This window comes from Kitasatospora paranensis, assembly GCF_039544005.1.
Classification (GTDB): Bacteria; Actinomycetota; Actinomycetes; order Streptomycetales; family Streptomycetaceae; genus Kitasatospora; species Kitasatospora paranensis.
In genome coordinates this window covers 4,478,274-4,496,986 of record NZ_BAABKV010000001.1, presented here as the reverse complement: position 1 = coordinate 4,496,986, position 18,713 = coordinate 4,478,274, and the positions used below count along the sequence as shown (strand labels likewise).

Sequence of the window (18,713 nt, the reverse complement as noted above, 5' to 3'; positions counted from 1 at the left end):
ATCGACGTGGGGAGACGGCGGATGGCCGACGATTGGGTGGAGTCCGATGTCGTGGTGGTCGGCGCGGGGCCGACCGGACTGCTGCTGGCGGGCGACCTGGCGGTCGCCGGCCTGCGGGTGACGGTGCTGGAGAAGCGCGGCACCGAGTCCGACCTGACCCGGGCGTTCGCGGTGCACGCGCGGACGCTGGAGCAGCTGGACGCCCGCGGCCTGGCGGACGAGCTGATCGCGACCGGCACCCCGGTGTCCTCGCTGCGGCTGTTCGGGCGGCTGCGGGTGGAGCTGGGCTCGCTGCCGTCGCGGTTCCCGTTCGTGCTGATCACGCCGCAGTCCCACACCGAACGGCTGCTCCAGGAGCGCGCGGTGAAGGCCGGTGCGACGATCGTGCGCGGCGCCGAGGTGCTGAACCTGCGACAGGACCCTTCCGGTGTGCGGCTGCAGGCCCGCCGGGACGGCCGGGTCGTGGAGTACCGCGGCCGGTACGCGGTCGGCGCGGACGGGGTGCACAGCACCGTCCGCGACCTGCTGGGCATCCCGTTCCCGGGTGAGTCGGTGGTGGAGTCCCTGGTGCTCGCCGACGTCCGGCTGGCGCACGCCCCGGAGGAGGTGCTGACGGTCGGCGCCACCGAGGCGGGCTTCGCCTTCATGGTGCCGTTCGGCGACGGCTGGTACCGGGTGATCGCCTGGGACCGCGCGCGGCAGCTGCCCGACAGCGCCCCGGTGGAGCTCGGCGAGGTCGCCGCGCTGACCCGGTCGGTGTTCGGCGTCGACCACGGGATGCACGACGCCCGGTGGCTCTCGCGGTTCCACAGCGACGAGCGCCAGGTGCCGACCTACCGCTCGGGGCGGGTGTTCCTGGCGGGCGACGCCGCGCACTGCCACTCGCCGGCGGGCGGGCAGGGCATGAACACCGGCCTGCAGGACGCCGCGAACCTGTCCTGGAAGCTGGTCGCCGCCGTCCGCGGCTGGGCGCCGGACGCCCTGCTGGACACGTACCAGACGGAGCGCCACCCGGTGGGCCGGGCGGTGCTGCGCAGTTCGGGCGCGCTGATCCGGGTCGCGCTGGCGCAGTCCGTGCCGACCCGGGCCCTGCGGGCCGGGCTGACCGCGGCCGCGGAGCGGCTCGGGCCGCTGACCAGACTCGGGGCCAAGGCGGTGTCCGGGATCGGCTTCTCCTACCCGTCGGCGCCGGAGTCGCATCCGCTGACCGGCCGGCGGATCCCCGACCTGCGGCTCGCGGTGGACGAGCCGGGCCGGCCGGGCCGGCTGTACGAGGCGCTGCGGTCGGGCCGGGCAGTGCTGGTCGGCCCGGACGAGCTGTCGGTCGCCGACCCGTGGGCGGACCGGGTGGTGACGGCCGCGCCGGAGAACCCGCACGGCAAGCTGCGCGAGACGGTGCTGCTCGTCCGGCCGGACGGCTACGCGGCCTGGGCGGCGGTCGATCCCAGCCGGGCGGAGATCCGGGCCGCGCTGACCCGCGCCCTGGGCCGGCCGGCCGACTGAGCCCGGAATTCGCTACGCCCGGGTCGCCCGCTCGTAATGGCGGGCGGCTTTCGAGCGATTTCCGCAGAGGGCCATCGAGCACCAGCGGCGCCGGCCGTTCTGGGATGTGTCGAAGAAGTGCAGAATGCAATCGGGATGCGCGCACCGCTTGATGCGGTGCGCGCCCTGCGCGAGCAGGGAAAGGTAGTCGTCGGCGGCGAGCCAGGCGGCCAGCCAGTGCGGGCCGTCGGTCTCGGGCAGCTCGGCGGGGCCGTCCGCGGTGAGGATACGGCCGATCCGGCCGTGGGCGAGGACGGCGTTCAGGGCCGCGGGGTCGGCGGTGCGCTGCTCCTCGGCGGCGAGCAGCAGGCCGTCGAGGGCGCTGCGGGCGGTGCGGACGGCGTCGAGTGAGGCCTGGTCGGCGGGGCAGCGGTCGGCGAGGCCGGCCGAGGAGAGCCAGATCCGGTAGCCGTCGAGGTCGTCCAGCAGGTCCCGGGTCGCGGCGGCGCGCCAGCGGGTGTTCAGCAGATCGAGGGCGAGCGGCTCGCCGATCAGCGGACGCGGGTCGCGGGGGTCAGCCATGCGGTCGAGTCTAACGCCGCCCTTCCATGTTTCCGGCGTGTTATTCACTGTATGAAATACCGTCCATTCTGTTCATGAATTCCCCGTCCACACTTGACTGTTCTTTATCAATCAATTGCTGCCGCATGGGCCAAATTCTGAGAGTTATCTGGGAACTTCGAGCAAGCGTTTTCGAACCCCGGAGCGCCCCACACTTTCCGGAGGAGCCCGTGCGACCCCGCTCGCTCGCCCTTTCCGCGGCCATCGCCGTTCTGCCCCTGACCATGGTGTCCCTCGGCGTCACCACCGCCCAGGCCGCATCGACCCCGAACGCCGCCGCCTCCCGAGTGGCGCTGCCGAACACCGTGACCCCCGCGGTGGCCCGCTCGCACAAGCAGGGCGACGTCCCCGCCGCGCAGCAGCTCTCGGTGGCCGTCAACCTGAAGCTCCGCAACACCGCCGACCTGGACCGCTTCCTCACCGCGCTGAGCACCCCGGGCGCGCCGGAGTTCGGCCGCTACCTGACGCCGGCCCAGTTCACCGCGCAGTACGGCCCGACCCAGGCCGCCGTGGACCAGGTCCGCGCGTTCGTGGTCGCCCAGGGCCTCAAGGTCACCTCGGTGAGCGCCAACCGCCAGGTGGTGAACGTCAGCGGCAGCGCCGCGCAGATAGCCAAGGCCTTCGGCACCCACGAGTCGACCTACGCGGACCCGCAGCAGGGCAACCGCACGTTCTTCGCCAACGACGCCGCCGCCTCGGTCCCCGCCGAGCTGGCCGGTGTGGTGGACGGCCTGGTCGGCCTGGACAACCACACGGTGCGCACCGCCCGGCTCGCCAAGCCGAGCGCGTCCACCCCGCACGCGGCCCCGAGCGGCTTCGGCCCGTCCCAGTACGACGGCGCCTACAACCTGGGCAAGCTCGGCACCGACGGCACCGGCACGACGGTGGCGCTCTGGGAGTTCGACGGCTACTCCTCGACCAACCTGAAGACCTACGACAGCCAGTACGCGCTGACCGGTCCGACCGTCTCCACCGTCTCGGTGGACGGCGCCAACTACGACTCGGCGCCCGGCGACGGCCAGGGCGAGGTCGAGCTGGACAGCGAGATCGTCCGCGGTGTCGCGCCCAAGGCCACCCAGCTGGTCTACGAGGCCCCCAACAGCGACCAGGGCGAGATCGACATGGCCGCCAAGATCGTGTCGGACAACCGGGTCTCGGTCGTCTCGATCTCGTGGGGCTCCTGCGAGCCGGACACCACGGCCTCCTCGATGACCGCCGTGAACAACTCCTTCAAGCAGGCTGCCGCGCAGGGCATCTCGATCTTCTCGGCCTCCGGTGACGACGGCTCCCGCGACTGCACCCGCTCGACCAGCGGCTCCACGGTCAAGGCGGTCGACTTCCCGGCATCCAGCCCGTACAACACCGGCGTCGGTGGCACCAACCTCAAGGTGAGCGGCACCACCTACTCGTCCGAGAGCGCCTGGAGCACCGCAGGGGGCGGCGTCTCCACCCAGTTCGCCAAGCCGACCTGGCAGACCGGCACCGGCGTGACGGGCACCATGCGCACCGTCCCGGACGTCTCCTCCAACGCCGACCCGGCGAGCGGCTTCGCCATCTACACGGCGGGCGGCTGGCAGGTCTACGGCGGCACCTCGGCGGCCGCGCCGCTGTGGTCGGGCTACGCCGCGCTGTACAACCAGAAGGCCAAGGCGGCCGGCAAGGCCGTGCTCGGCGAGGCCAACCCGAAGCTGTACGCGGTGGCCAACAGCTCGAGCTACGCGACGTCCTTCCACGACGTCACCAGCGGCAAGAACCAGGACTTCTCCACCAAGGCCGGCTACGACCAGGTCACCGGCTGGGGCACCCCGGTCGGCGACTCGCTGGCCAACGCGCTGCTCGGCACCGGCACGGGCACCGGCAACACCGTCACCGTGACCAACCCGGGCAGCCAGAGCGGCGCCACCGGCACCGCGGTCAGCCTCCAGGTCAGCGCCTCCGACAGCGCGTCGGGCCAGACCCTGACCTACAGCGCGTCCGGTCTGCCGACCGGCCTGTCGATCTCCTCGACCGGCAAGATCACCGGCACCCCGACCGCCGCGGGCAGCTACACCGTGACGGTCACCGCCACCGACACCACCGGTGCCAGCGGCAGCGCCACCTTCACCTGGACGGTCAGCGGCACCTCCGGCTGCACCCCGGCCCAGCTGCTCGGCAACGCCGGCTTCGAGACCGGCACCGCCTCTCCGTGGACGGCGTCCTCCGGTGTCGTGGACAACAGCAGCTCCGAGGCGGCGCACTCCGGGTCCTGGAAGGCCTGGATGAACGGCTACGGCTCCACCCACACCGACACCGTGTCGCAGACCGTCACCGTGCCGGCCGGCTGCAAGGCGACCTTCAGCTTCTGGCTGCACATCGACACCGCCGAGACCGGCTCGACCGCGTACGACAAGCTGACCGTCTCGGCCGGCTCCACCACGCTGGCGACCTACTCCAACGTGAACGCGGCCACCGGCTACGTGCAGAAGTCCTTCGACCTGTCGGCCTTCGCCGGGCAGACGGTCACCCTGAAGTTCAACGGCGTCGAGGACTCCTCGCTCCAGACGAGCTTCGTCGTCGACGACACCGCGGTCAACGTCTCCTGACCTCCTGACCGCGACCCGCATCGAGCCGGTACGGACCTTCACGGTCCGTACCGGCTCACTGTTTCGACTGTGTTTCGATCTCCCCTGATCTGCGATTTTCTTGTCGTGACCACTGTCATATGTCCGAGTTGATGACGTAGCCTCTCGACGGTGCGTAGGGTTCCGACAGCTCGGTGTGGCAGCCCCGACCGTGTGGTGAGCCGGGCCGATGCCGCCGAAGCCACCTGGTGGGGGAGGTATCCGGATGGGGTCGCAGCAACCGCAGCACGCCGGTCGGCTCAGGTTGGTCGGACAGCGTGACGCCGGACCGGGGGACGGACGGCCGCGAGCGGCCGGCGCCGCCGCCGCGCCGGTGCCCCCGCCCGCCGCCGGGCCGGGTGCGCCCCGGCCGCAGGTTCCGGGCCGGCAGCCCGACCCGCCCTCGCCCCCGGCACCGCTCCCCCGCCGTCCGGCGGCGCCTCGCCCGGCGGACCGGCCTTCGCCGACGTCCTCAACGCCGCCATCGAGAACAGCGGCCTCAGCCTGGACCGGATCCGGGCCTCGCTCGCCCAACAGGGCGTCAGGGTGAGCGTCACCACCCTCAGTTACTGGCGGCGTGGTCGCAGCCAGCCGGAGCGGGCCGCCTCGCTGCGCGCCGTCCACCTGCTGGAGGAGCTGCTCGGGCTGCGCCGGACGGCGCTCACCGCACTGCTCGGACCGCCCCGCCCGCGCGGCCGCTGGGTCACGCCGACCACGCACGACGCACTGCGGGTCGAGCAGGTCTGGCCCGGCGAGGACGAGATCGCCGAGCTGTTCGTCGAGCTCGACGCACCGCCCACCGGCGAACTGGAACGGCTGTCCATCCACGACTCGTACTTCGTCGACGCCCGGCGGCGCGGCCACCTGCTGCGGATGCGCCAGGTGATCCGGGCGACGGTCGGCGGGGTGGCCCGCTGCGTGGTGGTGCACAAGGCGGACGACGGAGCCGTCGGCTGCCCGGAGATCACCTCCGTCCGGCACGCCCGGCTGGGCCGGATCCGCCGCCGCCCGGAGAGCGGGCTGCTGGTGGCGGAACTGCTGCTGGACCGCCCGCTGGCGCTCGGCGACTCCACCGTCCTGGAGTACGAGGTGACCGTGCCCGACACCGGGCCGACCACCGACTACGGCCGGTTCTTCGCGGTGCCGGTCCGCGAGTACGTGCTCCAGGTGCACTTCGACCCGGTTGCCGTCCCGGCGCACTGCGAACGCTTCGACCGGGATCCCGGCGCCGAAGTGGACCGCAAGCGGGAGCAGCTGTGGATCGGCGCGTCGGCCAGTGCGCACGTGCTCGCGCCGGACCAGGCCCCGGGGCAGGTCGGGATCCGCTGGGAGTGGGAGTAGCGGCAGCCCTTCTAACCCGTACACACGTTCATACCGGTTGACCTCCGATCTTCTAACCTTTACGCTCACCTGTATCGGTTAGAAGATCGGAGTGCACCCATGCCCGGCACCCTCGCGCCCCCGTCCCTGCGCACCGGCCACGTCGGCCTCAACGTCACCGACCTCGACCGCTCGGTCGCCTTCTACCGCCGGCTGCTCGGGCTGGAGGTGGCCGGCGAGGGCACCGAACCCGACCGGCGGTTCGCCCTGCTGGCCAAGGACGGCGCGCTGGTGCTGACGCTCTGGCAGCAGAGCAGCGGACGGTTCGGCCCCGGCGCCCCCGGCCTGCACCACCTCTCCTTCCAGGTGGACAGCGTGGCGGAGGTCCGCGCCGTCGAGGAGGTACTGAAGGACCTGGGCGCCGGCTTCGCCCACGAGGGCGTCGTGCCGCACGGCGAGGGCGCGGACTCCGGCGGCGTGTTCTTCACCGACCCGGACGGCATCCGGCTGGAGGTCTTCACCGCCGCCGGAGTCGCCGCCGAGGGCGGCCACGCACCCGATGCCACCGCTCCGACCTGCGGTTTCTTCTAGGAGAGAGTCATGTACCACCCGGGCGAGCTGGCAGTGCAGCAGCGCACCGGCCTGCGGGAGCGGGCCGGCCACACCGGCCGGTCGATCGGCGACACCATCCCGCCGGTCGCGGCCCGGTTCCTCACCGAGCGCCGAACCCTGGTGGTCGGCGCCGCGGACGGCGACGGGCGGCTCTGGGCGACCCAGCTGAGCGGCCCGGCCGGGTTCCTCCGGGCGGCGGACCAGCGGACCCTGGCGGTGGCCGCCGGCCCGGTGCCGGGCGACCCGCTGGCCGCCGCCCTCGCCCGGCCCGCCGAGGTCGGCACCATCGCGCTGGACCCGGCCGGACGGCGCCGGATGCGGCTCAACGGGCGCTCGGCCCCGGACGGCGCGGGCGGACTGCTGATCAGCGCCGCCCAGGTGTACGCCAACTGCCCGAAGCACATCCGGCGGCGCTCGCCCGCGGATTCCCCGCACGCCCGCCGGCGGCGACCGCCGCCGACCGGCTGACGCTGCGCCAGCGGCTCGCGGTGGCCACCGCCGACACGTTCTTCGTCGCCACGGCCGGGCCGGACGGCGGAGTGGACGCCTCGCACCGCGGCGGCGCTCCGGGCTTCGTCGAGGCCGCCGGCCCGGACGAGCTGCGCTGGCCCGAGTTCGCCGGGAACGCGATGTTCATGACCCTGGGCAACCTGGAGCTGGACGACCGGGCCGGGCTGCTCCTCCCCGACTGGGAGACCGGCGGCGGACTGCTGCTGACCGGCCGCGCCCGGGTGGACTGGTCCGACCCGGGCGCGCCGTCCGTCCAATACCGGGTGGAGCGGGTCGTCGAGCTCACCCACGCCACCGCGCTCACCTGGACGGACGAGGAGGTTCCGGCGGTGCGGCGGTGAGCCGGTGCCGTGTCGCCGGCGACCCTACTGGGACGTTTCGTCCCTATTAATCATATTTTTATACCCATCAGGTGATATTCCGTCGGCTTACGGTGGAACACATCCCGTTCCGGAACCACGAGGAAGGGATCCCACCGTGCTGATGGAGTTCACCGAGGTCGAACCGGACAGCGCCTGCCGCTGCCCCGGCTGCGGCGCCCGCCGCCTCGCCCGGCTGCACGCCGCCCGACCCGCGGACGGCGGACACCCGGCCGCCCGCGGCGCCCGCCGGGCGGCCGTCCTGGTCGCCGCGGTCGGCACCGTGCTCGGCGGCGCCACCAGCTCGATAGCCGCCGCTCCCCGGGCCGCCACCACCGACACCGCCACCACCGACACCACCGACGCCACCGCTCCCGGCAGCCCGCAGGGCGAGATCGCCGGCCCCTTCGGGGACGTGGAGTCCGCCCGGGCCCTCGCCGCCACCACCTCCACCACCCGCGAGGAGATCATCGCCCGCGCGCAGCACTGGGTGGACCAGAAGGTGCCGTACAGCATGGGCAAGTTCTGGTCGGACGGGTACCGCCAGGACTGCTCCGGCTTCATCTCGATGGCCTGGGGCCTCGGCAGCAGCCAGACCACCTGGACCCTGCCGAACTACGCCGACCGGATCTCCAAGGACGACCTCCAGCCCGGCGACGCGCTCGTCTACAACAACTCCGCCGACCCGCAGGGCGGCTCCCACGCCGTGCTGTTCGGCGGCTGGACGGACTCCTCGCACACCCGCTACACCGCGTACGAGCAGACCAGCCCCACCACGATCAAGCGGAGCACCCCGTACGCGTACTGGAGCCACTCCGGCTCGTACCTGCCCTACCGGTACCGCGGGCTGACGACCGCCACCACCGACCCGAACGCCTTCCCCGGCGCCGGCTGGTTCGGGCCGGGCAAGCAGAACGCCTACGTGCAGCGGCTGGGCGAGATGCTGGTCAAGGCCGGCGCCGGGCAGTACTACGCGCAGGGCCCGGACCAGAGCTGGGGCGAGGCGGACCAGCGGGCGACCGAGGCCTTCCAGCAGGCGCAGGGGTGGGCCGGCGCCGAGGCCGACGGCCTGCCCGGCAAGGACACCTGGGACCTCCTGGTGCACGGCCGCGGGCGCAGCGTCCCGCCGCCCGCGCCGCAGCCGGTGCCGCCGCCGCCCGCACCCGTGCCCGGCACACCGGCCGCACCCGCGTTCCCGGGGGCCGCCCTCTTCACGCCGGGCCAGGTCAACGACTGGGTCAAGGCCCTGGGCGAGCAGCTGGTCCGCAAGGGGTACGGCCGGTTCTACACGATCGGCCCGGACCGGGAGTGGGGCGAGGCGGACCGCCGCAACGTGGAGGCGTTCCAGCTGGCCCAGGGGTGGACGGGCGCCGAGGCCGACGGCTACCCGGGCCCCGACACCTGGCGGCTGCTCTTCAGCTGACCGCGGGCTCCCCCACCGGGCGGCCGCCTGCACCGCCGTGCACCCGCACCCAGGCGTGCATGGCGATGGCGGCGGCCGCCCCGGCGTTGATCGAGCGGGTCGAACCGAACTGCGCGATCGAGCAGACCGCCGCCGAGTGCCGCCAGGCCTCCTCGGTCAGCCCCGGCCCCTCCTGCCCGAACAGCAGCACACAGCGCTCGGGCAGCTCGAACGTCTCGATCGGCACCGCGCCCGGCAGGTTGTCGATGCCGATCACCGGCAGGCCGCGCTCCGCCGCGAACGCGGCCAGCGAGGCCACCGAGTCGTGGTGCCGCACGTGCTGGTAGCGGTCGGTCACCATGGCGCCGCGCCGGTTCCACCGGCGCCGGCCGACGATGTGCACCTGCTCCGCCAGGAACGCGTTGGCGGTGCGCACCACCGAGCCGATGTTGAAGTCGTGCTGCCAGTTCTCCACCGCGACGTGGAAGCCGTGGCGCCGGGTGTCCAGGTCCGCGACGATCGCCTCCCGCGTCCAGTAGCGGTAGCGGTCCACCACGTTGCGGCGGTCGCCGCCGGCCAGCAGCTCCCGGTCCAGGTGGTCCCCGGCCGGCCACGGCTCGGGGTGCGGGCCGACCCCGATCTCCCGGCCGTCCGGTGCCGGTGCGAAGGCGTCGTCGTACTGCTCGCCCTCGTGGGGCACTCCGGTCTCGCTCACGTCCCCGAGGGTACGCGGCGCGAGCGGACCGCCTTCTCCAGGTCCGCGACGGCCCGCATCATCAGGGTGGCGCCGGCCCGGGCCACCGCCGTCCGGTCGTCGGGGCCGCTCTCCGGCCGTCCGGCCAGCGCGGCGTCCCAGCGGGTGTGCGCCTCGCGGAGTCCGGAGAAGTCCAGCGGCTCGCCGATCAGCAGCGCCGCCGCGGCGATCGCCGTCGCGTACCGCAACTCGTCGGCGAACTCCGCAGCGCCCTGCACCGGCGGGCTCTCCCCGTCCGGCAGGTGCGCCTCCATCAGCACCGCGCTGCGGCCCAGCAGACCGACCGCCGTCCGGGCCCGGTCGAGCTGCTTGCGGGAGAACTCGGGCACCTGGTCGGCGTGCCGGACGGGCTCCGCGTCGGCCCGCTCGATCGCCTGCAGCAGCTCCGAACGGGCCTCCCGGGAGTCCAGCAGGGCGTCCCGGACGGCCCGTCGGTCCCGGCCCGCCGGATCGCCGAACACGCCCATCACCTCGGCCGTGTAGCGGCCCGCCCCGGCCAGCCACTCGGCCAGCCGCTCCGCCAGCCGGGCGGTCTGCCAGGTGGGGAACAGCGCGTACGCGCCCAGCGCCACGGCGCCGCCCATCAGCGTCAGCAGCACCCGTTCCAGGGCGGTCTCCAACGGGTCGCCCGCCTGCAGCCCGAGCAGGAAGACGACGTAGGCCGAGACGCACGCCGTGGTCACCGCGTAGCCCGTGCGCAGCGTCAGGTAGGCACCGAAGATGCAGACCACCGCGAGCGCCGTGGACACCATTACGCCCGGGTCGGCCAGCTGGACGACGGTCGTGGTGACCGCGACCCCGGCCACCGTCCCGGCCAGCCGGGCCACCCCCGGCTGAAGGTCTGGGCGAAGTCCGGCCGCATCACCATCGCGGCGGTCAGCGGCGCCCAGTAGCCGTGGTGCAGCCCGAGCGGGCGGGACGCCAGGTACGACAGGGTGACCACCGCGGACATCCGCACCGCGTGCTGGAAGACCGCGGAGCGCGGCCGCAGCTGGCGGCGGACGACCTGCAGGGCGCCCGGCACCACGCGCAGCAGCGACGGCCGCCGCAGCCCGCCGGAGCCCGGCCACGGGTCCGGCTCGGTCACCGTGGAGCTGTCCTGCCGGTCGAGGGCGTCGGTGGCCTTGATCAGCAGCGAGGCCAGCCGCCGGGCGGAGCGGCGGGCCGCACCGGTCAGCCGCGGGCCCTCACCGGAGTCGGTGAGGGCGAGCGCCGGGGTGGACTTCGGCGCTCGGACGGCCTCGCCCGCCCGGACGGCGCGGGCCAGCGCGTCCAGCGACTCGGCCGCGGCGGCGAGGATCTCGCGCGCCCGGTCCCGGCCCGGGCCCTCCGCGGGCGCGCCCACCCCGGGGTCGGCGAGCGCGGCCAGCGCCGGGCGGATGTGTTCGGCGATGCCGCGCAGACCGCGCATCCCGGGCGGCCGGTGGCGCCGCTGCCACGGCGTGAGCGCGGAGGCGCTGCGGGCCGTGATGAACGGCTCGGGGTCGAGGTGCGCGAACGGGTCCTGGCGCAGCCTGCGGGCGTAGTCGGCGAGTTCGGCGTAGGTGTCGGCCAGGGCGTCGCGCTGGGCCTCCCAGCGGTCCACCGGCCACACCAGGACGACCAGGGCCTGGACGGCGCCGCCGAGCGCACAGAGCGCGGCGTGGCCGAGCGCGGTCGCCAGGCTGACCGGCAGCTGCACGACGACCAGCATCACCGACACGGTGGTCGCCGCCACCACACCGCCGGTCGGGCCGACCGCCCAGAGCATGCCGGCGCCGAAGGACCAGACGGCCAGCAGGACGGGGAAGGCGAGCGGCACCCCGACCGCCGCATAGCCGAGGAAGGTGGAGATGCCGAGCCCGAGCCCGGCCGCCGCACCCAGCGAGGCCCGCGGCCGGAACGAGCGCTGGAAGGTCGCGGTGCCCGCGATGAAGGCGCCCATCGCGGCCGAGGTGGCGGGCTTGGGCCCGGCGAGGACGAGCACCGGGAAGACCACCAGCGCCACGGCGAGCGCACCGCGGGCCGCCCGCCGCGGGTCGGTGAGCGCGCGATCGGGTGTCAGCCCCGACCTCGCGGTGTCGCGAAGCGCTGCTGACCACGGCATGTTCGGAGCCTAGGTGCTGTCCGGCCGAAGGGCCCGGCGGCGGAGGCGTCCGGGCAGGGCGCCCAGGCGGAGCAGCAGCGTGGTGGGCAGGAAGACCGCGTCGGCGGCGATCATCGCCAGCGAGAAGAACGGCAGTCCGAGGACGACCGCGATCGCGGTGTGCTCCGCCATCATCAGCGCCAGCAGCACGTTCTTCAGCCGCCGGTCGATCAGCGTGAACGGGAAGGCGACCTGCAGGATCACCGTGCCGTAGGTCAGCGCGAAGGTGACCAGCAGGCTGCCGCCGAGCAGGGCAGAGAGCCCGGGCCAGGGCGTGAAGTAGTCGAGGTGCAGCGGGTAGTGCAGCGCGGTGCCGTCCTGCCAGCGGGAGCCCTGCACCTTGTACCAGCCGGCGGTGGAGTAGATCAGCACCACCTGGACGGCGATCACCAGCATCGCGCAGTTGTGCAGCATCGTCGCCAGGGCGTCGGCGACCGCCCGCACCTCGCCCTGCGGCGCGGTGCCGGGGGCGGCCCGCGGGCGCGGCGCCGGGCGTCGAGTGACCAGACCCGGCCGCAGCGGGTGAACACCAGGTAGATCGCCATCAGGTGGACGACGTTGTCCCCGCCGTCGCCGACCAGCACGTTGCGGTTCTGCAGCGAGAGCACCGTCACCGCGAACAGCACGCTCACCGCCCGCGTCCGCAGGCCGAGGACCATCAGCAGCGCCGCGGCGATCCCGAGGTGGTAGACGGTCTCGAACCAGATCCGGGAGTCGGACCAGCTCAGCACGGTGAAGGCGTGGGTGGAGGCGAGCAGCCGGTCCGCGAGGTCGGCGGACCACGGCGAGCGGTCCCCGTACAGCACCCGCCGGTTCGGCCACTCCCGCAGCAGGAAGCCGAGCCAGGCCAGGCCGAAGCCGATCCGGACTACGGCGGCCTGGTGCGGCCCGGCGGTGCGGGTGGTGAAGGCGTCGAAGAGCCGCTCGAAGCGGTTCGGCGGCAGCGGCGTCGGCGTCGGCGGCGGTGCCGGGGCCTCGGCCGGGCCGGTGGCCTGCGCCGGCAGGAGGTCCGCGGGCTCGCTCACCGCAGCCCCCGGTAGTCCTCGTCGTTCACCGGCCACCACGGCAGTTCGCGGGACGGGGCGTCCGGGGCGGCGGGCTGGTCGCGGCTCCACGCGGGCGGCGCGATCGGGGTGGCGGACGAACGGAACTGGATCTGCAGGATCCGCTCGCCGCCGGCCGTCCGGCCGAAGCGCTGGAGCGCGATCCGCTTCAGGTACTCCTCGGCGAGCCGGCCGCGTTCGGTCGCCGCGACGGCGCCGTCCTGGTCGGGGTGCGAGGAGTCGTAGAAGTCCCAGGCCCGGCGCAGCATGTTCTGGTCGACGTGGCTCGGCGCCGGGTTGTGCCGGACGGCGGCGGTGTCCTGGGCGGTCAGGCCGACCCAGTCGCGGGTGTGCACCCGGCCGGTGTCCGAGACGGTCTGCACCCGGGCGTCGACGGTGACGTTCAGCTGGAGCGGGTTCGGGGCGAACAGCTTCCAGTTCTGCTCGAACTCCGGGTAGACGATGTCGTCGACCTGCTGCTGGTACCGCTCGGAGAGCGCGTTGGCGGGCGCGACGTGCAGGAAGAGCGCGCCGAGGAACAGCCCGGTGGCGCCGAGCATCCCGGCGCCGGACAGGCAGAGCACCGCCAGCGCCGGCGTCGACCAGGTACGCAACGGCCCACTCCTCCCTGACGGCACGGTCCGCCGGGCCATCCTGCCGCACCCGGACGCCGGGCGACAGGAGGACGGCGGACCGGGACCGTCCGCGGGGCTCAGAGCACGAAGGCGTCCCGGCCGTCGGTGCCGACCATGGGACGGCCGGCCGCCTCCCAGGCGAACATGCCGCCGTCCACGTTGACCGCGTCCCGGCCCTGGGCGACCAGGTACTGGACGACCTGGGCGGAGCGGCCGCCGACCCGGCAGAGCACGTACAGCCGCTCGTCGGGCAGCTCGGCGATCCGGGCGACCACCTCGCCGATCGGGATGTGCAGCGCACCGTCCACGTGGCCGGCGTCCCACTCGTCCTGCTCGCGGACGTCGAGCAGCGCGGCGTCGGCGGGGACGGAGGCTGCCTCGGCGGTGGGCAGCTGATTGGCGAACATGGTCTGGCTCTCCTGGGGGTCGGTCGGTTCCGGTCCATTGTGCGGGTCGGCGCCGAGCAGCCGCTCGAGTTCGGCCCGGCGCTCCGAGGCCCGGCCGAGCAGCTGCTCCGCGAGCTCCTCCAGCAGGCGTTCCGGCTGCTCCGGGGCGAGCAGCAGCAGCTCGCCCATCGGCGTGCGCTCCAGCCGGACCTGCTCGGTGGCGAGCTGCCCGATCTTGCCGGTCAGCCACTCCAGGCGGCGCAGCAGCCAGTCGGGGCGGTCGGGGAGTCCGGGTCGGGCGCGTACTCGGGCGCGGTCGACCACTCGCCCGCGAGCTCCTCCAGCCCGGCGGTGTCGCCCTGGGCATAGGCCTCGTTGACCCGGGAGATGAAAGCGGAGCGGCGCTCCTGCTCGGCCGGGTCGGTGGTCAGGTCGGGGTGGGCCCGGCGGGCCAGGTCGCGGTAGATCCGCTGGGCCTCCCGGTCGGGCCGGACCTTCGCGGCGGCCCGGGCCTCGGGGGCGAGGTCGTCGGCGGCCGGATCGTCGGGCTCGGCGACCCGGCTGCGGGCCTCCGCGGCGCGGCGCAGCGCCTCCGGGTCGCCGCTGCGCGCCGCGTGCGTCTCCGCGATCAGTGCGTCCAGCTCGTCGAGGCGCGCGTACAGCGGGCCGAGCAGCCGGTGGTGGACGAGCGCGAAGTTGTCGATCTCGACGCGGAGGGTGGCCACGTCGACGTCCAGGGTCAGCCAGGCCAGCTCGGTGGCGGCCACCCGCTCCTCCAGCAGCAGTCGCTCCTGGTCGCTCCACTGGGCGGGGCTGTCCGTGCTCACCTGGTCCGCCTCCGGGTCGTCCTGTCGTCCGGCCTGCCACCCTACCGGGGCGCGGCGGGCCCCCGCGGGGCCCCGGAAGGGCGGGCGGAGGCGGCCGACCCGGGCGTCGCCGGGTGATCGTTCCGGGTGAACCCACCGCGCACGGCGCGGTACGCTCGGTGACACACAACCGAGACCGAGCAATCTCCGCGATTCGCTGTTGAAGCCGCCCTGGTCCGTGCTGCACTGGAAGGTGCACCGGCGCTGCACCGCACGCATGCCTGAGTGCCGCAGGGATGCCGGCGTACAACAGACGGGGACACACAGGAGCGGCAGCAGACGAGGAGCCCGAACGCCGCCCCCACACAACGGCCGCCACCCAGGCACGGCGGACAGGCGGGAGCAGACCGAATCCATGGTGGACGAGCCCAACTCCACACAGATCCCGAACGACGGCACGGGTGACCCTCCCTCCGGAGTGGTCGCCCTGCTGCGCGTCGCCGCGGTGCTGGTCGATCCGGACGGCCGGATCGACCAATGGAACCGCGCGGCCGAGGAGCTGTTCGGTCACCGTGCCGAGGTGACCCGCGGCCGCACCGCCTCGGGTCTGCTGCCCGCGATCGAGCCGCGGCCGGAGACCGCGCCGCCGCGCGGCACCCCGGCCCACCGCTGCGACGCCCTGGACACCCTCGACGACCTCACCCAGCTGGACACCCCCTGGGCCGGCTCGATGTCCGTGCTCGACCGCGAGGAGCGGCTGCGGGACGTCATCTGGTGGGCCTACCCGCTGATGGAGCCCAGCGGCCGCAGCCTGCTCGCGCTCGCCGCGGACGCCCGCCCGCTGCGGGCCGGCGGCCCCCGGATCGCCCTCGGCCAGCGGATGCTCCCGTACGCGGCCGCACCGGTCGCCGGCGGGGGCTTGCACCGGGTCGCGGCGGCCTTCGCCCCGACCGGGCCCACGGGGGCCGCCCCGCTCGCCGGACTGCTGCCGGCCGGGGCCGAGCGCCGCGGACGGCTGCTCGCCGGGATCGCCCGGGCCGGGCTGCCGGCCCTCTGGGTCGACTCCGCGACCCGGCTGCCGGTCCTGCCGTACGAACCCGCCGGCCAGGGCGCGGCCCGCGTCGCGGCCGGCCTGATCCGCCGCTACCCGACGCCGCAGCAGCGGGCCGAGCGGCCCCGGGCGGGTCTGCGACCGGGGGAGCCGGCCAGGTCCGGCGGCCGGGTCGCGATCGGGCTGCAGGTCCTGCCCGCCGCGGCCCCGCAGGCGGCCGGCACACCCCGGCTCGGCTCCACCGTGCCCGGCCAGCGCGACACCGAGGACGCCACCGCGAACGGCCCGACCCAGGGAGGTCCCGCCATCGAGTCCATCGCCAACGGCAGCGCACCGGCCAGGGAGAGCGCCCCGGGGCCGGCGGCGCCGCCCATCGACGGGCCCGCCGTACCCGCCCCCGCCCAGCCGCCCGCGCATTCGTCGGTCGAGGTGCTGACCATCAGCCAGGCCGGCGAGCAGTTGGCCCTGCTGAGCGAGGTCGGCAGCCGGGTCGGCACCACCCTGGACCTGGACACCACCGCCCGCGAGCTCTGCGAGGTCCTCGTCCCGCGGGTCGCCGACTTCGCCTGCGTGGACCTGCTGGACGGCCTGATCTCCGACTCCGAGCTCCCCGAGGAGCGCCCCGACGACCGCACCATGCTGCGCCGGGTCGCCCGTGCGGTGCACACCACGCCGCACTCCGCCGCCGGCCACTGGGACCACGTCCTGGACGAGGGCGCGCTGCTGGCGATGCCCCGTTCCACCCCGCCCGGGCTCGCCCTGCAGGAGAACCAGCCGGTGCTCGTCCCGGTGATCAGCCCGGATGTGGCGGTGGACTACGCGGCCTCGCTCGGCGGCGGCCCGGCCCTGGTGCCGGTGGTCGTCGGCCGCTCGATGCTGGTGCTGCCGCTGTCCGCCCGCGGCACGGTGCTGGGCATCCTCAAGCTGCTCCGGCTGCCCGACCGGGCGCCCTTCGACAAGTCCGACGCCGCCACCCTGCGGGAGCTGGCCGCCCGCGCCGCCCTGTCGCTGGACAACGCCCGGCTGCACCGGGCCGAGTCCCGGGTGGCGACCACCCTGCAGCGGTCGATGATCCCGACCCGGCCGCCGCGGATCCCCGGTGTCCAGGTCGCCCACCGCTACCTGCCCGGCGACTCCAAGGCCGAGGTCGGCGGCGACTGGTTCGACGCGATCCAGCTGCCCGGCAGCCGGGTGGCGCTGGTGGTCGGCGACGTGATGGGCCACGGCCTGCACTCGGCGGCCGCGATGGGCCGCTTCCGGACGGCCATGCAGACCCTGGCCGCGCTCGACCTGCCGCCAGGCCAGCTGCTGAGGCACCTGGACAACCTCGCCCACAAGCTCGGCGACGACCATCTCGCCACCTGCCTGTACGCGGTCTACGACCCGATCAACCGCACCTGCGAGCTGGCCAGCGCCGGGCACGTCCCGCCGGTGCTGGTCCACCCGGACGGCCGCGGCGAGCTGCTGGAGATCCCGGCGGGAGCGCCGATCGGCGTGGGCGGGGTGCCGTTCGTCGCCAAGAGGATCGACGTGTCGGACGGCTCCATGCTGGTGCTCTGCACCGACGGTCTGGTGGAGGTCCGGGGCGGCGACATAGGGGAGGGGCTGGCCGCGCTCTGCGGCAACCTGATCGACCCCAAGCAGACCCCGGACGAGGCCTGCGACACCGTGCTGGAGCGCCTGCACTCGGACGACCGGCAGGACGACATCGCCCTGCTGGTCGCCCGGTTCGACGGTGTCCCGCCGACCGAGGTGGCCACCTGGGAGCTGGCGGTCGGCGTGGGGGAGGTGCGCCGGGCCCGCGCGCTCGTCCGGGAGCAGCTCGCGGCCTGGGGCCTGGAGGCGCTCGGCGACACGGTGGAACTGCTGGTCAGCGAGCTGGTCACGAACGCCGTCCGGGTCGCCCGGGACCACGTCCAGCTCCAGCTGATCCGGGTCGACAAGCTGCTGGTCGAGGTCAGCGACGACAACCACAACCTGCCCTCGCTGGAGCCGGCCGAGTCGATGGACGAGAACGGCCGCGGGCTCCACCTGGTCAGCAAGCTCGCCGAGCGCTGGGGCACCGCCCGCAAGGCGGTCGGCAAGGTCGTCTGGTTCGAGATGGCGCTGCCCCGCGCCTGACGCGATCGGTGCCCGTGCCCGCGGTGCCCGGTCAGCGGGCGGCGGGCACGGCCGCCCGCGACCGGGTGTCGGCGACGGCGGACGCGGCGCCGACCCCGGCGAGCACCCGCGGCCAGAAGTCGCCGAAGACCTCCAGCGACGCGGCGATCAGGCCGGCCGTCAGCAGCGCCACCACGTGCTCCAGCCCGGCGAGGTTGGGCAGCAGCGCCGCCTCGACGACCATCGACAGCACCACCGTGCCGCCCGTCCACCAGGCCCGGCAGCGGATCGCCACGCAGACCGCCAGCGCCACCACGGCCGCCGAGGGGCCGGTGTCCCGGACGTACCCCACCCAGGCCGGGAAGCCGAACAGGTGGTCCGGGCCGAGCTCCACGCCGAGCCGGGCGAACAGGGTGCCGGCCAGCGTGCAGGCGTAGGCGACGATCAGCGTCAGCCGGCGGCCGAGCACGATCTCGGCGATCCCGAACACCAGGAAGACCTGCACCAGCGCACCCCACACCGGCAGGTCGAGGGCCGGCACGTAGAGCGACAGCGGGGTGCGCAGCAGGGAGACGTCGAGCGGCAGCGCCGCCTTCACCACGCCCAGCCGGGTGACCACCCGCTCGCCGCCCGGCAGGTGCTGGACGACGGAGAACACCAGCACCAGCAGCGTCGCCGCGGAGGCCAGCGGGACGGCCCGCACGCCGCCCGTCCGCAGCCGCTCGCGGACCGTCGTGAACAGCGGCCCCCATTCGGACACGGCCGCCCGTGTCGCAAGGAGAACGACCCCCTTGCCCCCACCCCCGTGCGAGCCGTTCCGTCCACCGCAGAAACTCCCCGTCAGCGCCGTCGACACCCGGCGCCCGAAAGGCACCGGAGTATCCCGAAGACATTCCGGCCGTCCCCT

16 protein-coding genes and 1 pseudogene are annotated in these 18,713 nt (G+C 74.3%); 8 read left to right on the top strand and 9 right to left on the bottom strand.

Features of this window, described 5'->3' with window-relative positions; genetic code table 11:
* Positions 1-21: 21 nt before the first annotated feature.
* The gene (locus ABEB13_RS21700; protein ID WP_345706822.1) at positions 22-1,503 is read left to right on the top strand and encodes an FAD-dependent monooxygenase; all 1,482 of its coding nucleotides are present in this window, start codon (positions 22-24) and stop codon (positions 1,501-1,503) included.
* Between the two features lie 12 nt (positions 1,504-1,515).
* On the opposite strand, the gene ABEB13_RS21695 is transcribed toward ABEB13_RS21700, so the two are convergent.
* The gene (locus ABEB13_RS21695) at positions 1,516-2,064 is read right to left on the bottom strand and encodes a CGNR zinc finger domain-containing protein (RefSeq protein ID WP_345706821.1); all 549 of its coding nucleotides are present in this window, start codon (positions 2,062-2,064) and stop codon (positions 1,516-1,518) included.
* A 209-nt stretch (positions 2,065-2,273) separates the two neighbouring features.
* Between ABEB13_RS21695 and ABEB13_RS21690 the strand changes: the two genes are divergently transcribed.
* From ABEB13_RS21690 to ABEB13_RS21665, 6 genes are all read left to right on the top strand, one after another.
* Positions 2,274-4,685: a protease pro-enzyme activation domain-containing protein gene (locus tag ABEB13_RS21690; protein WP_345706820.1), complete on the top strand. Its 2,412-nt coding sequence runs from the start codon at positions 2,274-2,276 to the stop codon at positions 4,683-4,685.
* Positions 4,686-5,249: 564 nt separating this feature from the next.
* Entirely contained in the window at positions 5,250-6,044 is a 795-nt protein-coding gene (locus tag ABEB13_RS21685) for a hypothetical protein (RefSeq protein WP_345706819.1), read from the top strand.
* 99 nt (positions 6,045-6,143) lie between these two features.
* The gene (locus tag ABEB13_RS21680; protein WP_345706818.1) at positions 6,144-6,614 is read left to right on the top strand and encodes a VOC family protein; all 471 of its coding nucleotides are present in this window, start codon (positions 6,144-6,146) and stop codon (positions 6,612-6,614) included.
* Between the two features lie 9 nt (positions 6,615-6,623).
* A complete protein-coding gene (locus ABEB13_RS21675) occupies positions 6,624-7,103 on the top strand; it encodes a hypothetical protein (RefSeq protein ID WP_345706817.1) in 480 nt (159 codons plus the stop codon).
* A 20-nt stretch (positions 7,104-7,123) separates the two neighbouring features.
* Positions 7,124-7,486, top strand: coding sequence for a pyridoxamine 5'-phosphate oxidase family protein (locus ABEB13_RS21670; RefSeq protein ID WP_345706816.1), 363 nt, complete (start codon positions 7,124-7,126; stop codon positions 7,484-7,486).
* A 142-nt stretch (positions 7,487-7,628) separates the two neighbouring features.
* Positions 7,629-8,927 carry a peptidoglycan-binding protein gene (locus tag ABEB13_RS21665; protein ID WP_345709771.1) on the top strand — a complete coding sequence of 433 codons (1,299 nt, stop codon included), beginning with the start codon at positions 7,629-7,631 and terminating at the stop codon, positions 8,925-8,927.
* On the opposite strand, the gene ABEB13_RS21660 is transcribed toward ABEB13_RS21665, so the two are convergent.
* The 7 genes and pseudogenes from ABEB13_RS21660 to ABEB13_RS21630 form a co-directional block, all read right to left on the bottom strand.
* Positions 8,920-9,621, bottom strand: a complete 702-nt coding sequence (locus ABEB13_RS21660; protein WP_380232206.1) for a TrmH family RNA methyltransferase — start codon at positions 9,619-9,621, stop codon at positions 8,920-8,922. The two genes, ABEB13_RS21665 and ABEB13_RS21660, sit on opposite strands and share 8 nt — an antisense overlap.
* A complete protein-coding gene (locus ABEB13_RS21655; protein ID WP_345706815.1) occupies positions 9,618-10,487 on the bottom strand; it encodes an FUSC family protein in 870 nt (289 codons plus the stop codon). The genes ABEB13_RS21660 and ABEB13_RS21655 overlap by 4 nt, the downstream gene beginning before the upstream one ends.
* A complete protein-coding gene (locus ABEB13_RS21650) occupies positions 10,412-11,746 on the bottom strand; it encodes an FUSC family protein (protein WP_345706814.1) in 1,335 nt (444 codons plus the stop codon). Before ABEB13_RS21650 ends, ABEB13_RS21655 begins: the two co-directional genes overlap by 76 nt.
* A gap of 9 nt (positions 11,747-11,755) precedes the next feature.
* Positions 11,756-12,729 (bottom strand): annotated as a pseudogene (locus ABEB13_RS21645) (HTTM domain-containing protein).
* A gap of 77 nt (positions 12,730-12,806) precedes the next feature.
* Positions 12,807-13,442 carry a DUF5819 family protein gene (locus tag ABEB13_RS21640; RefSeq protein ID WP_345706813.1) on the bottom strand — a complete coding sequence of 212 codons (636 nt, stop codon included), beginning with the start codon at positions 13,440-13,442 and terminating at the stop codon, positions 12,807-12,809.
* Positions 13,443-13,540: 98 nt separating this feature from the next.
* Complete coding sequence (locus ABEB13_RS21635) at positions 13,541-13,870, bottom strand: rhodanese-like domain-containing protein (protein ID WP_345709769.1); 330 nt, start codon at positions 13,868-13,870, stop codon at positions 13,541-13,543.
* A gap of 221 nt (positions 13,871-14,091) precedes the next feature.
* Positions 14,092-14,676 carry a J domain-containing protein gene (locus ABEB13_RS21630; protein ID WP_345706812.1) on the bottom strand — a complete coding sequence of 195 codons (585 nt, stop codon included), beginning with the start codon at positions 14,674-14,676 and terminating at the stop codon, positions 14,092-14,094.
* 394 nt (positions 14,677-15,070) lie between these two features.
* Between ABEB13_RS21630 and ABEB13_RS21625 the strand changes: the two genes are divergently transcribed.
* Positions 15,071-17,827 carry an ATP-binding SpoIIE family protein phosphatase gene (locus ABEB13_RS21625; RefSeq protein WP_345706811.1) on the top strand — a complete coding sequence of 919 codons (2,757 nt, stop codon included), beginning with the start codon at positions 15,071-15,073 and terminating at the stop codon, positions 17,825-17,827.
* Positions 17,828-17,858: 31 nt separating this feature from the next.
* Here the strand turns inward: ABEB13_RS21625 and ABEB13_RS21620 are convergent, their stop codons facing one another.
* Positions 17,859-18,566 carry a hypothetical protein gene (locus ABEB13_RS21620; RefSeq protein WP_345706810.1) on the bottom strand — a complete coding sequence of 236 codons (708 nt, stop codon included), beginning with the start codon at positions 18,564-18,566 and terminating at the stop codon, positions 17,859-17,861.
* Positions 18,567-18,713: the final 147 nt, after the last annotated feature.

Bases quoted from the DNA above. Each gene is read 5' to 3' on its own strand.
- ABEB13_RS21700 (WP_345706822.1), top strand. From the start codon at position 22: ATGGCCGACGATTGGGTGGAGTCCGATGTCGTGGTGGTCGGCGCGGGG.
- ABEB13_RS21695 (WP_345706821.1), bottom strand. From the start codon at position 2,064: ATGGCTGACCCCCGCGACCCGCGTCCGCTGATCGGCGAGCCGCTCGCC.
- ABEB13_RS21680 (WP_345706818.1), top strand. From the start codon at position 6,144: ATGCCCGGCACCCTCGCGCCCCCGTCCCTGCGCACCGGCCACGTCGGC.
- ABEB13_RS21675 (WP_345706817.1), top strand. From the start codon at position 6,624: ATGTACCACCCGGGCGAGCTGGCAGTGCAGCAGCGCACCGGCCTGCGG.
- ABEB13_RS21665 (WP_345709771.1), top strand. From the start codon at position 7,629: ATGGAGTTCACCGAGGTCGAACCGGACAGCGCCTGCCGCTGCCCCGGC.
- ABEB13_RS21650 (WP_345706814.1), bottom strand. From the start codon at position 11,746: ATGCCGTGGTCAGCAGCGCTTCGCGACACCGCGAGGTCGGGGCTGACA.
- ABEB13_RS21635 (WP_345709769.1), bottom strand. From the start codon at position 13,870: ATGTTCGCCAATCAGCTGCCCACCGCCGAGGCAGCCTCCGTCCCCGCC.
- ABEB13_RS21625 (WP_345706811.1), top strand. From the start codon at position 15,071: ATGGTGGACGAGCCCAACTCCACACAGATCCCGAACGACGGCACGGGT.